Origin of the sequence: Vibrio alfacsensis (genome assembly GCF_019670485.1) — a bacterium.
Taxonomy (GTDB): Bacteria; Pseudomonadota; Gammaproteobacteria; order Enterobacterales; family Vibrionaceae; genus Vibrio; species Vibrio alfacsensis.
This window is the reverse complement of sequence record NZ_AP024165.1, coordinates 617,753-633,091: the sequence shown is the minus strand read 5'-3', so window position 1 is coordinate 633,091 and position 15,339 is coordinate 617,753. Positions and strand designations below refer to the sequence as shown.

Annotated in this window: 12 protein-coding genes; 2 read left to right on the top strand and 10 right to left on the bottom strand. The window is 45.1% G+C overall.

Features of this window, described 5'->3' with window-relative positions:
• The first annotated feature begins 191 nt into the window (after window positions 1-191).
• Window positions 192-1,739: an alanine/glycine:cation symporter family protein gene (locus tag VA249_RS02915; RefSeq protein ID WP_221068824.1), complete on the top strand. Its 1,548-nt coding sequence runs from the start codon at window positions 192-194 to the stop codon at window positions 1,737-1,739.
• Window positions 1,740-1,868: 129 nt separating this feature from the next.
• Here the strand turns inward: VA249_RS02915 and VA249_RS02910 are convergent, their stop codons facing one another.
• From VA249_RS02910 to guaB, 3 genes are all read right to left on the bottom strand, one after another.
• Window positions 1,869-2,462: an acetate uptake transporter gene (locus VA249_RS02910; protein ID WP_128811530.1), complete on the bottom strand. Its 594-nt coding sequence runs from the start codon at window positions 2,460-2,462 to the stop codon at window positions 1,869-1,871.
• A gap of 529 nt (window positions 2,463-2,991) precedes the next feature.
• Complete coding sequence (gene guaA / locus VA249_RS02905; RefSeq protein ID WP_221068822.1) at window positions 2,992-4,545, bottom strand: glutamine-hydrolyzing GMP synthase; 1,554 nt, start codon at window positions 4,543-4,545, stop codon at window positions 2,992-2,994.
• A gap of 150 nt (window positions 4,546-4,695) precedes the next feature.
• On the bottom strand, window positions 4,696-6,159 hold the full coding sequence (guaB, locus tag VA249_RS02900) for an IMP dehydrogenase (protein ID WP_128811532.1): 1,464 nt from the start codon (window positions 6,157-6,159) through the stop codon (window positions 4,696-4,698).
• Between the two features lie 232 nt (window positions 6,160-6,391).
• Between guaB and xseA the strand changes: the two genes are divergently transcribed.
• The gene (xseA, locus tag VA249_RS02895) at window positions 6,392-7,723 is read left to right on the top strand and encodes an exodeoxyribonuclease VII large subunit (protein WP_128811533.1); all 1,332 of its coding nucleotides are present in this window, start codon (window positions 6,392-6,394) and stop codon (window positions 7,721-7,723) included.
• A 63-nt stretch (window positions 7,724-7,786) separates the two neighbouring features.
• On the opposite strand, the gene VA249_RS02890 is transcribed toward xseA, so the two are convergent.
• The 7 genes from VA249_RS02890 to ispG form a co-directional block, all read right to left on the bottom strand.
• A complete protein-coding gene (locus tag VA249_RS02890; protein ID WP_211919914.1) occupies window positions 7,787-8,020 on the bottom strand; it encodes a zinc ribbon domain-containing protein in 234 nt (77 codons plus the stop codon).
• Window positions 8,021-8,402: 382 nt separating this feature from the next.
• Window positions 8,403-9,278 (bottom strand): alanyl-tRNA editing protein, encoded by an 876-nt coding sequence (locus VA249_RS02885; protein ID WP_221068820.1) that lies wholly within the window; start codon window positions 9,276-9,278, stop codon window positions 8,403-8,405.
• A 63-nt stretch (window positions 9,279-9,341) separates the two neighbouring features.
• Window positions 9,342-10,838, bottom strand: coding sequence for a ribosome biogenesis GTPase Der (gene der / locus VA249_RS02880; RefSeq protein WP_128811536.1), 1,497 nt, complete (start codon window positions 10,836-10,838; stop codon window positions 9,342-9,344).
• Window positions 10,839-11,007: 169 nt separating this feature from the next.
• A complete protein-coding gene (gene bamB / locus VA249_RS02875) occupies window positions 11,008-12,168 on the bottom strand; it encodes an outer membrane protein assembly factor BamB (protein WP_221068817.1) in 1,161 nt (386 codons plus the stop codon).
• 12 nt (window positions 12,169-12,180) lie between these two features.
• Window positions 12,181-12,795 carry a YfgM family protein gene (locus VA249_RS02870; protein ID WP_128811538.1) on the bottom strand — a complete coding sequence of 205 codons (615 nt, stop codon included), beginning with the start codon at window positions 12,793-12,795 and terminating at the stop codon, window positions 12,181-12,183.
• Between the two features lie 126 nt (window positions 12,796-12,921).
• Window positions 12,922-14,190, bottom strand: coding sequence for a histidine--tRNA ligase (gene hisS, locus VA249_RS02865; protein WP_221068815.1), 1,269 nt, complete (start codon window positions 14,188-14,190; stop codon window positions 12,922-12,924).
• A 26-nt stretch (window positions 14,191-14,216) separates the two neighbouring features.
• On the bottom strand, window positions 14,217-15,335 hold the full coding sequence (gene ispG / locus VA249_RS02860; protein WP_221068812.1) for a flavodoxin-dependent (E)-4-hydroxy-3-methylbut-2-enyl-diphosphate synthase: 1,119 nt from the start codon (window positions 15,333-15,335) through the stop codon (window positions 14,217-14,219).
• Window positions 15,336-15,339: the final 4 nt, after the last annotated feature.

The window sequence follows — 15,339 nt, the reverse complement described above, 5'->3', positions numbered from 1 at the left end:
TTAATGCCATTTAAAGCAATGTTCATCCACCCAACAAAACAACCATCTATTATTAACAATTTTTAACCATTTCGTGTCCACCATCACGTTACAAACGAGCAACAGAGAAAAAGATTAACAATTGCATTACAAAAAAGGGTAATGTGTTGTACGAAAAACAACCACAACCATAACAAACAGGGAAAATACTCATGCAGTCATTAGTTGATTTTCTGAATGGAATTATCTGGAGTCCGGTACTTATTTATTTGTGCCTAGGTGCGGGTTTGTTCTATTCCATCATGACGCGCTTTGTGCAGATTAGACACTTCTTTGAAATGTGGCGCTTGCTACTCTCTGGAAAAAGTTCTGCCAAAGGGATTTCGTCTTTTCAAGCACTTGCTGTTTCGTTATCTGGCCGTGTTGGTACAGGTAATATTGCAGGTGTCGCCGCGGCTATCGGTTTTGGTGGTCCTGGTGCGGTCTTCTGGATGTGGGTGGTTGCTTTCTTTGGTGCCGCGACGGCATACGCAGAATCAACGCTAGCACAGATTTATAAGGAAGAAGACGAGGGTGAATTCCGCGGCGGTCCTGCTTACTATATAGAGAAAGCAATGGGCCAAAAGTGGTACGCATGGATTTTCGCTATTGCCACCATCTTTGCTTGTGGTGTTCTACTTCCTGGCGTTCAATCAAACAGCATTGGTAATGCCGTAGAGGCGGCATTTGGCTCTGGTGACATGATTGAAACCGCTATCGGTACTTTCAGTTTCGCTAAAATTCTCACTGGTACGGTTGTCTGTGTCATTCTTGCTTTCATCATTTTTGGTGGCGTAAAACGTATTGCCAACTTTACGCAGATTGTGGTGCCTTTCATGGCGCTTGCTTACATCATCTCTGCGTTCGTTATTATCTTACTTAATATCAGTGAAGTACCACGAATCTTTGCCATGATCTTAGGGGATGCCTTTACGCCAATGGCAGGTATCGGTGCTGCGATTGGTTGGGGTGTAAAACGTGGCGTTTACTCTAATGAAGCAGGTCAAGGTACAGGGCCTCATGCGGCAGCCGCGGCAAGTGTCGATCACCCGGCTCAACAAGGTCTGGTTCAATCGTTCTCAATCTATATTGATACTTTGCTCGTGTGTTCAGCGACGGCATTTATGATTCTTATTACCGGTGCCTACAACGTACATGATGCTGTAGAGGGCGTATTCTTAGTGCAGAACCTCCCTGCAGGCATCGGTGCAAACGGCCCAGTATTCACTCAAATGGCGATTGAAAGTGCCCTACCTGGGGTTGGTAAGCCATTCATTGCGGTTGCGCTGTTCTTCTTCGCGTTCACCACGATTCTGGCGTACTACTACATCGCAGAAACGAACATCGCGTACATCCGTCGTACTTTCAAAGTAAACGGTTTAATGTTCATTCTTAAAGTCATTCTGATTACGGCGGTATTCTACGGCACAGTGAAGACAGCAAACCTTGCGTGGGCAATGGGTGATGTGGGTGTTGGCTTAATGGCTTGGTTAAACATTGTCGGCATTTTGATCATCTTCTTCATGTCGAAACCAGCATTAAAAGCACTGGCTGATTACGAAGATCAGCAAAAGCGAGGCGTAACAGAATACACGTTCAACCCAGTTGCACTTGGTATTAAAGGTGCGCATTACTGGGAAGAAAAATACAAGCGTAAAACGGGTAAAGTCCCAACGGCAGACAGTGATTCAACAGAAACGGTTGAACAGCCCTCTACCTAACGTTTGATTTGGCCCCCTCCCCTTACGGGTTGGCAGGTCTATAAGAAAAAGCAGTGACCCAAATAACGGGTATTAAAAAAGGGTTAGCCATTGGCTAACCCTTTCTTTTTTCGTTTAATCAATGGGTGATTAAGCGGCGATTTCTTGTGTAGCGACTTGAGGCTTTTGCTTTTCGCCGATTGGAAGAATCGTACGACCGTACTCGTTATTTAGTACTTGAGCCATTGCAAAGTAAATTGCACTTGCGCCACAGAAGATACCTTCAAAACCAGCAATCGTACCGATCAGTTCGCTACCAGTGAAATCACGCGCTGCTAGTAGGAAGAACAAGATAGTCAGAGAGCCAAATACCACTTGCTTCGCTACTGGGTAGCATAGAGAACCAATGAACATGAATCCTGTGAAAATACCCCATAGTAGCAAGTACCAACCCATGAAGCTTGCTGGGCTTGCTGGTAGACCCATGTAAGGCATAACGATTAGACCAACTAGTGTTAGCCAAAACAGACCGTAAGAAGTAAATGCCGTTGTACCGAAAGTATCACCACGCTTGAAGCACATCATGCCAACAAGAACTTGGCTAAGACCACCGTAGAAGATACCCATCGCTAGGATCATAGAGTCAATTGGGAAAAATCCTGCATTGTGAATGTTAAGCAGAATCGTGGTCATACCGAAACCCATTAGACCTAGAGGTGCTGGGTTAGCCAGTTTAGTCGACATGTAAGCGTACCTATTTCAAAAATGTTGATAAAAATTGCGCGCGAATTTTAATTGACGACCAAACAAAAGAGAAAAGACGTTATTGGAAACTTAGATTGCGCAAATAGGCAATTAAGTGAATAAAAAAAGACCCACCTAAAAAAGAAATTCTTTATGGTTTTTTAGACCAAGTTTTAGCCAATCACATCCCGAATATCCCAATTCACTGCACATTATGCCAACCTCCATTTTTCGACTTATTGTGCCGAATTATTGTGAAAATTGCTGAAAGCAAGACATGAATAGCGGTTAACTCATGGGACTAACGACGACACTTATCACACGGCGTTCATACACCTTAATCAGCGAATATGCCCAAATCATGAGAACCCAAATCATGAGAACCTAAGCAATGGGCGGCCCAGTCATGAGTGCCCAAGCCATCAATACTCAGCTCAAATAATGATTGAACTTGGCATGAGCAACACGCATCTGATACAAAAAAACCAGCCCGAAGGCTGGTTCATGATTTCAGTTATCTAGTCAGGAATTATTCCCACTCGATAGTCGCTGGTGGCTTACCAGAGATATCGTAAACCACGCGAGAAATGCCATCTACTTCGTTGATGATACGGTTAGAAACCTTACCTAGGAAGTCGTATGGTAGGTGTGCCCAATGCGCAGTCATAAAGTCGATGGTTTCTACCGCACGCAGTGATACAACCCAATCGTACTTACGACCATCACCCATAACGCCTACTGAACGTACAGGTAGGAATACCGTGAACGCTTGCGATACTTTGTTGTATAGGTCTGCTGCATGTAGCTCTTCAATGAAGATAGCGTCAGCACGGCGTAGCAAGTCACAGTACTCTTTCTTGATTTCACCAAGAACGCGAACACCTAGACCAGGACCTGGGAATGGGTGGCGGTAAAGCATGTTGTATGGAAGACCAAGCTCTAGACCGATCTTACGTACTTCATCTTTAAATAGCTCACGTAGTGGCTCAACAAGGCCCATTGCCATTTCTTCAGGTAGACCGCCCACGTTGTGGTGTGATTTAATCACGTGCGCTTTACCCGTTTTAGACGCTGCAGATTCGATTACGTCTGGGTAAATCGTACCCTGTGCTAGCCATTTCGCATTCTTAAGTTTCTTAGACTCTTCATCAAATACGTCTACGAATACGTGACCAATAGTCTTACGTTTTTCTTCTGGATCAGACTTGCCTTCAAGTGCTTTTAGGAAACGATCTTCAGCATCAACTTTAATGATGTTTAGGCCGAACTTATCGCCAAACATATCCATCACTTGCTGACCTTCGTTCAGACGAAGCAGACCGTTATCAACAAACACACATGTTAGCTTGTCGCCAATTGCACGGTGAACCAGCATTGCAACCACAGATGAATCAACACCACCAGATAGACCTAGGATAACTTCATCGTCACCTACTTGCTCTTTAATGCGAGCAACCGCGTCTTCGATGATAGATTCTGACGTCCATAGACGCTCACAACCACATACGCCAAGAACAAAGTTCTCTAGCATCTGTAAGCCACCTTTAGTGTGCGTTACTTCTGGGTGGAATTGCACACCGTAGTATTTCTTCTCTTCGTTCGCCATAGCAGCGTAAGGACAAGTCTCTGTCTCACCTACTTTTACGAAGTCAGCAGGAATTTCCACTACCTTGTCGCCGTGGCTCATCCACACGTCTTGAGTCAGCTCAAGATCTTTAAATAGTGCAGATTCACCAGAAACTTTCACTTGTGCGTAACCGAATTCACGTTCAGTAGAACCCGCTACTCGGCCACCTAGTTGCTCTGCCATCGTCTGCATGCCGTAACATACACCTAAAACAGGTACACCTGAATCGAATACATATTGCGGTGCGCGAGGAGAGTTTGCTTCTGTTACGCTTTCTGGACCACCGGATAGGATGATGCCGTCTGGGTTGAACTCACGAATGTCCGATTCTTCAACGTCCCAGCTCCATAGCTCACAGTAAACACCGATTTCACGTACACGGCGTGCTACTAGCTGAGTGTACTGAGAACCGAAGTCCAAGATCAGAATACGTTGGTCATGAATGTTTTTAGTCATTTTGGCAGTCTTATCGTAAACCCCGAAAAAATTCGAAGTTATAGGTTATTAAAACGGAGGCGAGTTTACCCGCCTCTTATTAATGCTTCAAGGAAAAAAGCAAACGTTTACGTCAGATTAATTCTTACTAAATCTGAACACCGTTTGGCATTAGCCTAGGCGGTAGTTTGGTGCTTCTTTCGTGATCTGAACGTCATGAACATGAGACTCTTTCATGCCTGCGCCAGAGATACGTACAAATTCAGCTTTCGTACGCATGTCTTCGATCGTTGCGCTACCAGTAAGACCCATGCTTGAACGTAGACCACCCATTTGTTGGTGTACGATTTCTTTTAGACGACCTTTGTATGCGATACGACCTTCAATACCCTCTGGTACCAGCTTGTCTGCCGCATTGTCTGATTGGAAGTAACGGTCTGAAGAACCTTGAGACATAGCACCTAGAGAGCCCATGCCACGGTAAGCTTTGTATGAACGACCGTTAAACAGAATCACTTCACCCGGTGCTTCTTCTGTACCTGCGAACATAGAACCAACCATCACACATGATGCGCCAGCTACGATTGCTTTACAGATGTCACCAGAGAAACGGATACCGCCGTCAGCAATCACTGGAATGCCGTATTCGTTTGCAACTTCTGCTGCATCAGCGATTGCCGTTACTTGAGGAACACCAACACCCGTTACGATGCGAGTTGTACAGATTGAACCAGGGCCGATACCAACTTTAACCGCGCTTACACCTGCTTCGATGAGTGCACGAGCACCAGAACCAGTCGCAACGTTACCACCAATGATGTCTAGATCTGGGTAAGCCGCGCGAGTTTCACGAATGCGGTTAAGTACGCCTTCAGAATGACCATGTGAAGAGTCGATAAGTAGAACGTCAACGCCCGCTTCAACAAGAGCAGCAACGCGTTCTTCGTTACCAGCACCAGCACCAACTGCTGCGCCAACACGTAAACGGCCACGCTCATCTTTACATGCGTTTGGTTTACGTTCTGCTTTATGGAAGTCTTTCGCAGTGATCATACCTGTTAGTTGGAACTCATCATTAACAACCAGTACTTTTTCAACGCGTGCTTCGTGCATCTTCTCTTGCACTTCTTCACGAGTTGCACCTTCTTTAACTGCTGCAAGGTTTTCTTTTGCTGTCATTACTGATGATACTTTCTTAGAAAGATCAGTAACAAAGCGAACATCACGACCAGTGATAATGCCTACAAGCTCATTGTTTTCAGTAACAACAGGGAAACCCGCAAAGCCGTGTTTGTCTGTTAGTGCAACCACATCAGCGATTGTCGCATCTGGATTAACGGTTACAGGATCGGTAACCACACCAGCTTCAAACTTCTTAACTTTACGAACTTCAGCAGCTTGCTGCTCAATAGACATGTTTTTGTGGATAAAGCCAATGCCACCTTCCTGCGCAAGTGCGATCGCAAGACGAGCTTCCGTCACTGTGTCCATAGACGCAGAAATCATAGGGATGTTCAGACTAATATTTTTCGTTAACTGAGTGCGAAGATCAGCTGTGTTAGGGAGAACGGTGGAGTGAGCTGGCACGAGTAGTACATCATCGAATGTCAGCGCTTCTTTGGCAATTCTTAGCATTTGCAATATCTCACAATTAGAGGAGTAAAAAGAACAATCCAGTCTCATCGTTTCGCATAATGAGGGTAACCCGTTTTAGGTAGTGGGCTACATTTGGATTAGATATTGCGGAGGGATTATACGGTTAACGTAATCGCTTGACCACAAATTTTTTAATTTTTTTCTTGCATTTACCCCCTTGATATGTATTATATTGCCGCTAACTTCCATACTCACGTCTACGGAATTAGCTGTGCTCTCCCAGACCAATCAAAATATCTTCACGGTTTCTCGTCTCAATGCTGAAGTGCGTCTGTTACTCGAAAACGAAATGGGGATTGTTTGGCTCGTCGGAGAGATCTCCAACTTCTCTGCGCCTGTCTCTGGCCATTGGTATCTCACGCTTAAAGATTCCCGCGCTCAAGTTAAATGTGCCATGTTCCGTGGTAACAATCGTCGCGTCACTTTCAAACCGGCTAACGGTAATCAAGTTCTCGTTAAAGCTCGTCTCTCTTTGTATGAGCCGCGTGGTGACTATCAGCTGATCATCGAAAGTATGCAACCCGAAGGTGATGGACGTCTGCAACAAGAGTTTGAAGCCCTTAAGATGAAGCTAGCTGCGGAGGGTTTGTTTGCTCAAACTAATAAGCAACCTTTACCAGAGCATCCCAAGCGTGTTGGTGTGATCACCTCAAAAACTGGTGCCGCGCTGTACGACATCTTAGACGTATTGAAACGCCGTGATCCATCGCTACCCGTGGTGATTTACCCAACCATGGTGCAAGGCGAAGACGCAGCGATTCAAATTGCTCAAGCAATCGGTCGTGCAAATAGCCGTGATGAGTGTGACGTATTGATTGTTGGTCGTGGCGGTGGTTCGTTAGAAGACTTGTGGTGCTTCAACAATGAAATACTTGCTCGTACGATTGCCGCAAGCCAAATTCCGATCATCAGTGCGGTTGGTCATGAGGTGGATGTGACAATTGCTGATTTTGTCGCTGATATGCGCGCACCGACACCATCTGCCGCAGCTGAATTGGTCAGCCGTGATAACAGCCATAAAGATCAAGCTCTGGTCACTCGTCAACATAAACTCGCGAGTGCGATGCGTTACTACTTTACGCAGCAAAAACAGCAAGTCGCTCAACTGACGCATCGTTTAGAACGCCAACACCCGAGCTACCAACTGCAACGCCAGTCGCAACAATTAGATGAATTAGATATGCGCTTGCAACGCGCTATGCAACGATTCATCTCGACTCATCAGCAAGCCGTAGAACGAAAACACCATCGTTTGCAACTCAACTCCCCTAACAAACGACTTGCTGAGCAAAAATCGAAGCTTGATCGGGTCGAACAGAAATTGATGGATGCGATGGATCGTAAATTACTGACCATGCGTCACCAACTTGCGCTCGCAGCGGAAAAACTCGATACCGTCAGCCCATTAGCAACGCTAAAACGTGGCTACTCGATTACACAAACCGAGCAAGGCAAAGTCATTACTCAAGCATCAGACGCAAAAACGGGCGACGTTTTAGTCACCCGATTGGCCGATGGTGAGCTTCGCTCTACCGTAAACTAGTTTGTACCAACCTATTAGTTCTTAAAAATCTGGTACTTATCATTCTATTTAGTACTTAACACTCTATTCGCCTGTCACCACTTTTTGGAACTCAAATCGAACTCGAGATTTTGATTTAAGCTCATTACAGCTATTACAAAAGTAATTGGCTGCCCCACACGCCTGTAGCTTTTCTAACTCTGCGTCACAATCGGGGCAAAACCCTACCTTTTGAAAATCAGAATGGCATTGATTACAGTGGTATTGACCTGTCCACTCTAGTTCTACGTCACAGCTTGGGCAGATGTTTTGTTGCATGCTTCTCTCCATAATTTATACCAGTACCACTAAATGATACCAATCACAGTAAATAACTGATCATTTTAGCTTGTTACAACGCTCAACACCGAGTTATACGATTTCGTATGATTTGATCAATGTCAGTATTGATGGTTTTAATCTTTACAAGTTTGATCCAGATCACAAAAAGTAAACCACTGATCGCTGATGTAGAAAAAGATCTTCATCTGATCTTCTGATATTTACCCTTTGATCAGCGATCACCCCTTAAAAGAATATTTATATACACACACGCCGAAAGCATAAGTTACATATTCTGTATCTCGATTTTAGATGGGATAAAAATCTAATTACCGTTGTTATATTGGTTTAAATTAGAGTTTAATAAAAGAATAGCAACCTAGTATCCATTGTTTACATTGCTGTGCATTTCGATAGTTTGGGAATCAATTTCTATTAACGTGACGGTAATAGAATTGAAGTCACTAAGGTGGCTTGCATGCGTTCCACCACAAGGGATCACAGCCATTTGGCTTTCACCTAGATCACATTGCCAATAGCGTGAATCTGTCAGATGTTCACCATCACAGTTGATCTTGATCTCTACGCCTCGCTGGATCCAATCAATGAGCTGGTTATTCACTTTTTGCTCTATTAATTTTAGATCAGACAGCATATCTGCGCTATTTAAGCCCCTTTTGCGTAGAGTTTTACCTAGACGATAGGTATCAAGACATTTATCTGGGGTAACAAAGCTGGTTTCTTGTGCATAGCTGTTGAAGTCGTAGTTTCCATGCGGGTCTTTACGATCTGCATCTTTACGCCAATACTTCTCTGCCAATACCTTATTCAGTGCCAAATACGCTAAATGCCCAGCACTATGACCTCGACTAAGAGCGAGTTGATATTCTTTATCAACGTCGATCGAGATGACATCACCAACATTGATCGCATCGGTATAAGATAAAACATGCACGACGACAAACACCCAGCCCTGCGTATCACGTTTTACAGGAATTGCACGGCCAACATACAGTTCTCCACTGACAAGTTCCACGGCGCCTACTTGGCAATCTATCACTTCAAATGCCTGACCATTAAATACTACCGAGCCTTTATCTGCCGGATGATCTGGCCAAATATGGCTGACGGGATGAAATGGGGTGATATCCGTAATAACGTAAGTGACGCTTTCCGTTGATTGAACGAGTTGAATTTGTGCTTCCAATTGCCAAGTTTGGTGGCAGAAACGAATCTTTGTTGCGGTGATAGTCATATTCAATTTTCTATACATAAAAAAATACCCAAGCCTAAACTTGGGTATTGAAAACAGTGTCGATTACTTGTTGCGGTTTTTAACCATAGACATCATACGTTTACGTTGACGTTCTTGTGAAATCGTCAGCTTATTCGTACGGTTCTCATACGGGTTATCGCTATTCTGGAAGTTAATACGGATAGGTGTACCCATAATTTCCAGAGACTTACGGAAATAGTTCATCAAGTAGCGTTTGTATGAATCAGGCAGATCACGAACCATGTTACCGTGTACAACAATGATTGGCGGGTTGTAACCACCAGCGTGTGCGTACTTCAGTTTGATACGACGACCACGCACCATTGGTGGTTGGTGATCATCTGTTGCCATCTTCATGATACGAGTCAGTACAGAAGTACCAACACGAGTCGTTGCTGATTTGTAAGCTTCTTGAATCGATTCAAATAAGTGACCAACACCTGTGCCGTGCAGTGCAGAAATAAAGTGAATACGAGCAAAATCAACGAAACCTAAACGGCGGTCGAGCTCTTTCTTCACTCTTTCTTTCACGTCATTGTCTAGACCATCCCACTTGTTTACCGCTAGTACGATAGAACGACCAGCGTTCAAGGCAAAACCGAGTAGACTCAGATCTTGATCAGAAATATTTTCACGTGCGTCGATCACCAATAGAACCACGTTTGCGTCTTCTACTGCTTTAAGCGTTTTAACCACGGAGAATTTCTCTACCGTTTCGTTAATACGACCACGACGACGTACACCCGCTGTATCGATCAACACATACTCACGACCATCACGTTCCATTGGAATGTAGATAGAATCACGAGTGGTTCCTGGCATGTCGTATACGACAACGCGCTCTTCACCAAGAATTCGGTTTGTCAGTGTTGATTTACCAACGTTAGGGCGACCAATGATTGCCAATTTGATTGGCTGGTCTTGTAAACGTTTGAATTCTGCTTCTGCATCTTCTTCGGTGTAATCTTCGATCGCTAGTTCTTCGTCTTCGAATTCAGTCAGATCTTCAATCTCACCTTGCTCAGATTCACTGGCAAGTAAATCATCGAAGAATGGCGCTAATGCGCGTTCTAGCAATGCCGTTACACCACGACCATGCGCCGCAGCGATTTGGTACATGTCGTCAACACCAAGCTGCCAAAAATCGGCACAAGCAGCGTCAGCATCAATACCATCAATTTTGTTTACAACCAGCATTGCTGGCTTTTCAATTTTACGCAGATGAGCCGCAATTGCTTCATCCGCAGACGTCAGACCTGCACGACCATCCACTAGGAATAGCACTACGTCAGCTTCATCAATTGCTGCTAACGATTGCTGTGCCATCTTCGTTTCCACGCCTTCTTCTGTACCATCAATACCGCCGGTATCAACAACAATGAATTCGTGTTCTTCGCCAAGTCTTGCTTGACCATATTTACGGTCTCGAGTTAGGCCTGGAAAGTCCGCAACCAATGCATCACGGGTGCGAGTCAATCGGTTAAATAGTGTCGACTTACCTACGTTCGGACGCCCTACAAGAGCAACAACAGGTACCATAACAACCTCTACAATAATCTATCTTCTGTAGTTATAGGTAACGACTTGCCCAATGCCAAATCAAACCAGCTTTTTACCTATAACCACATCCGGTTTTTAATAATTTCAAACAACAAAACGGCTCCTAACTGTTACCAGCCAGGAGCCGAATGTGAATTATATCACGATATTATTCGTTGATGGTCAGTTTCTTTACATCGCCATTGCGTGTTGTAATGACATAACCATCGGATAACAACGTTGGACCAACAGCAAAACCGCTGTCATCCACATATTGTTGTGAAACGAAATCACCCGTAGAGCGATCGAGCCAGTGCAAGTAACCCAACGTATCACCAACAACAAGGTAGTTATCAATGATCACCGGTGCGGTAAGCTGACGATGTTCTAACTTGCTGTTTTCCCAAAGTTCAGTACCACTACGAGCATCAACAGCTACGATGTGATCTTTCTCTGTAATGACAAAAACGCGGCTACCATCTGTGGCGAGATCATTCGCTGATGAATAATTACGTTTCCAAATTGGGTTTGCCGAACGTAAGTCAATCGCAATTAACTGACCATTATAGCCCACAGTGAAAAGAGTACCGCCTAAAACGATTGGAGAAGCATCAACGTCAACCAAGCGATCAATCTCTGTCGCGCCTTTTGGCGTTCCTACTGGCTGTTGCCAAATCAATTGACCACGGTCAACGATAGCTGCCGCGAGACGTCCATTCGCCGTACCCCAAAACACACCGCCACCGATTGCAGTTGGTGTACTGTCACCACGTAAGGTTAGGTTTGGTACTTCAGTGCTCAGCGCCCAGCGTTGTTCACCCGTGCTTTCATCCAGGGCAATTAAGGTGCCTCGGCTTGTGTTCACAATGATCAATCCACTATCTGCTACTGGTTTAGCAAGTACTTCACCACCAACAGCAACGCGCCAAAGAACCTCACCCGTTTCTTGGTCAAGCGCAATCACTTCACCATTTTCAGAACCAATGTATAAGTTCTCATAGGCTGCTGTAATACCACCAGAGAGACGTGCAATAACATCCTGTTCTAAGTCAACTTGCCAAAGTGCTTTGCCATTTTCAGGGTCTAGCGCTTTTACTAGACCATCGCGGCTTGCCACAAACAGCATATCATTTGCGACAACAGGAGAAAGCTTAGAAAAGTATTGACCAACACCACCGCCAATCGATGCGCTCCATTCACTGCTTGGCGTGAACTGGCTGTCTACTTGAGGCAATGGAGCCATTACAATGGTATCTTCCTCGCTAGCACAACCAGCTAGAATACCCACTGTTAACGCCCCGAGTAAGGCTTTCTTAAAGACTCTTTTCATCCAATGCGGTCCTTATTTGGCCAAGTCATCCAATTTCATTTGTAACGTTGGGCTAGCATCTGCTGCTTGTTGAGCTTCTGTGTACGCTGTGTATGCTGCTTCTTTGTTACCTTGACGAAGTGCAATGTCACCACGAAGCTCAGCAATACGACCAGTCCAAGCTGAATCGGTTACTTTGCTAAGTTCAGAATTTGCCGCATCAAGGTTACCCATTTCTGCTTCAATGCGCGCAATACGGTAGCTGATAAGTGGAGATAGCGCGGCATCTTTGGTGTTGCTTTGCGCCCACTTTAACTGCTCAAGCGCAGCAGCAAGGTCTTTCGCATCCACTTGCACTTTTGCTAGCTGAAGAGCAGCAAGTACTGAGTATTCTTTCACTTCATTTGAGTCAATGAACGCCTGAATATCAGCCTGAGCATCTGCGCCTTTAACTTGTAAAGCATTCATTACTGTTGTGTAGCTTTGAGAAGCTGCTTCACTCGCCTGAACTACAGAATCCTGGTAGTAACGCCAGCCAAATAGACCACCTAAACCAACAACAGCACCGATAATGACGGCTTTGCCGTTTTCTTTCCACCAGTCTTTAATGGCTTCAACTTGTTGTTCTTCAGTATCGTAAAGTTCCACTTCCTGTCCTCTTAAAACATGTAAATGGCAGCAAGGGCTGCCATTGTTCCTATTTCGTCGAAAGGCTCCTATCTTGGGAGCCTTACTATTACGAATTAAGATATAATCTTTAGCTTATTAAAAGACTTAGATCAGTGCTGCGATCTTCTCTGCAACTTCTGCTTGGTTGTAAGTTTCTTGCTCACCACCGGCTAAATCTTTCAGTACTACGGTGTTATCTGCGACTTCGTTTTCGCCCAGAACCAATGCTACTACAGCACCCACTTTATCTGCGCGTTTAAACTGTTTCTTGAAGTTACCACCACCGAAGTGATTCATCACGCGAACGCCTGGGATTGCTTCACGAAGCTGCTCTGCTAGCTTCATACCCGCCATCATCGTGCCCTCACCAGCGGTTACGACATAAACATCAACACTACGACGAACATCATTTAGCTCCAGCGTTTCTAGCATGAGAACTAGACGCTCTAGGCCCATCGCAAAGCCAACTGCAGGTGTTGCTTTACCACCTAGTTGCTCTACTAGCCCGTCGTAACGACCACCACCACATACTGTACCTTGTGAACCTAGGCTTTCAGTGATCCACTCAAATACCGTGCGATTGTAGTAATCAAGACCACGAACAAGACGCTCATTAACGGTGTATTCGATACCAGCAGCATCAAGAAGTTCACACAGACCCGCGAAATGTTGCTTAGAATCATCATCTAAGTAGTTAGAAAGGCGAGGTGCGTCACCTAAAATCGCTTGAACATCTGGGTTCTTAGTATCAAGAACGCGCAGAGGGTTAGTGTGCATACGACGCTTACAATCTTCATCCAGAACCTCCATGTGTTGCTCTAGGAATTCGATCAGCGCTGTGCGGTAGTTTGCGCGCGCTTCTAGAGAACCAATAGAGTTAAGCTCTAGACGTACGTGCTTGTCGATGCCTAGCTCACGCCACAGGCGAGCCGTCATCATGATAAGTTCTGCGTCTACATCTGGACCGTTTAGGCCAAATACTTCCACACCACATTGGTGGAATTGACGGTAGCGACCTTTTTGAGGGCGCTCATGACGGAACATTGGGCCCATGTACCATAGACGTTGTTCTTGGTTGTATAGCAGGCCATTTTCAATACCTGCACGCACACAGCCTGCTGTACCTTCAGGACGAAGCGTCAGGCTATCGCCATTACGGTCTTCGAACGTGTACATTTCTTTCTCAACCACGTCGGTCACTTCACCGATCGCGCGGCTAAATAGATGCGTTACCTCAACGATTGGCATGCGCACTTCGTTATAACCGTATGCGCTAACTACATTTTTCACTGTGTTTTCAAGTTTTTGCCACAGTGGAGATTGAGTTGGGAGGCAGTCATTCATGCCTCGGATTGCTTGGATTGGTTTTGCCACAATACTTACCGTAATTCTCGTTGAGATTAATCTTGTACGTTAACTTGGATGCGATTTTCTTCGTCCAATACCGACGCTTTCGCACGGATCTTAGCTTCCAGCTGATCCACAAGGTTATCATTATCGAAACGCTCTTTCTGACGCTTACCGTCTTCGTAGAATGCGCTCTTCTTGTTACTGCCTGCTAGACCTAAATGTGAAACCTCAGCTTCACCTGGGCCGTTCACAACACAACCGATAATCGATACATCCATAGGGGTGATGATATCTTCTAGGCGTTGTTCTAGCGCGTTTACCGTGCCAATCACGTCGAACTCTTGACGAGAGCAACTTGGGCAAGCAATAAAGTTGATACCACGTGAACGAATACGCAAAGACTTAAGAATATCAAAGCCGACTTTGATTTCTTCAACAGGATCTGCTGCCAGAGAAATGCGGAGTGTATCACCGATACCCTCGGCCAACAGCATGCCTAAACCAACGGATGATTTAACCGCACCGGCACGCGCACCACCCGCTTCAGTGATACCTAGGTGTAAAGGTTGATCGATCTGTTTTGCCAATAGACGGTATGAATCCACCGCAAGGAACACATCTGATGCCTTTACACTCACTTTGAACTGTTCAAAGTTAAGACGATCAAGATGATCCACATGACGCATCGCCGATTCAACCAAAGCTTCTGGCGTTGGTTCACCGTATTTCATTTGCAGATCTTTTTCTAAAGAACCGCCATTGACACCAATACGGATTGGGATGTTTTTGTCACGGGCACAATCAACAACCGAACGAATACGCTCTTCGTTGCCGATATTGCCTGGGTTGATACGTAAACAGTCTACCCCGTATTCTGCGACTTTCAACGCAATACGGTAGTCAAAGTGAATGTCCGCCACCAGCGGTACAGATACTTGCTGTTTAATAAGCTTGAAAGCTTCCGCTGCATCCATCGTTGGTACTGAAACACGTACGATGTCTGCGCCTACCTTTTCCAAAGCTCGGATTTGTGCGACTGTTGCTTCTACATCAGTCGTTCGGGTGTTCGTCATTGACTGTACAGCAATTGGTGCACCATCACCAATTGGCACATCACCCACGTAAATACGCGTTGATTTACGACGAATAATAGGAGATTCGTGTTGCATAATT

Coding starts and splice junctions, on each gene's coding strand:
- VA249_RS02915 (WP_221068824.1), top strand. CDS start 192: ATGCAGTCATTAGTTGATTTTCTGAATGGAATTATCTGGAGTCCGGTA.
- VA249_RS02910 (WP_128811530.1), bottom strand. CDS start 2,462: ATGTCGACTAAACTGGCTAACCCAGCACCTCTAGGTCTAATGGGTTTC.
- guaA (WP_221068822.1), bottom strand. CDS start 4,545: ATGACTAAAAACATTCATGACCAACGTATTCTGATCTTGGACTTCGGT.
- guaB (WP_128811532.1), bottom strand. CDS start 6,159: ATGCTAAGAATTGCCAAAGAAGCGCTGACATTCGATGATGTACTACTC.
- VA249_RS02890 (WP_211919914.1), bottom strand. CDS start 8,020: ATGCAACAAAACATCTGCCCAAGCTGTGACGTAGAACTAGAGTGGACA.
- VA249_RS02885 (WP_221068820.1), bottom strand. CDS start 9,278: ATGACTATCACCGCAACAAAGATTCGTTTCTGCCACCAAACTTGGCAA.
- der (WP_128811536.1), bottom strand. CDS start 10,838: ATGGTACCTGTTGTTGCTCTTGTAGGGCGTCCGAACGTAGGTAAGTCG.
- bamB (WP_221068817.1), bottom strand. CDS start 12,168: ATGAAAAGAGTCTTTAAGAAAGCCTTACTCGGGGCGTTAACAGTGGGT.
- ispG (WP_221068812.1), bottom strand. CDS start 15,335: ATGCAACACGAATCTCCTATTATTCGTCGTAAATCAACGCGTATTTAC.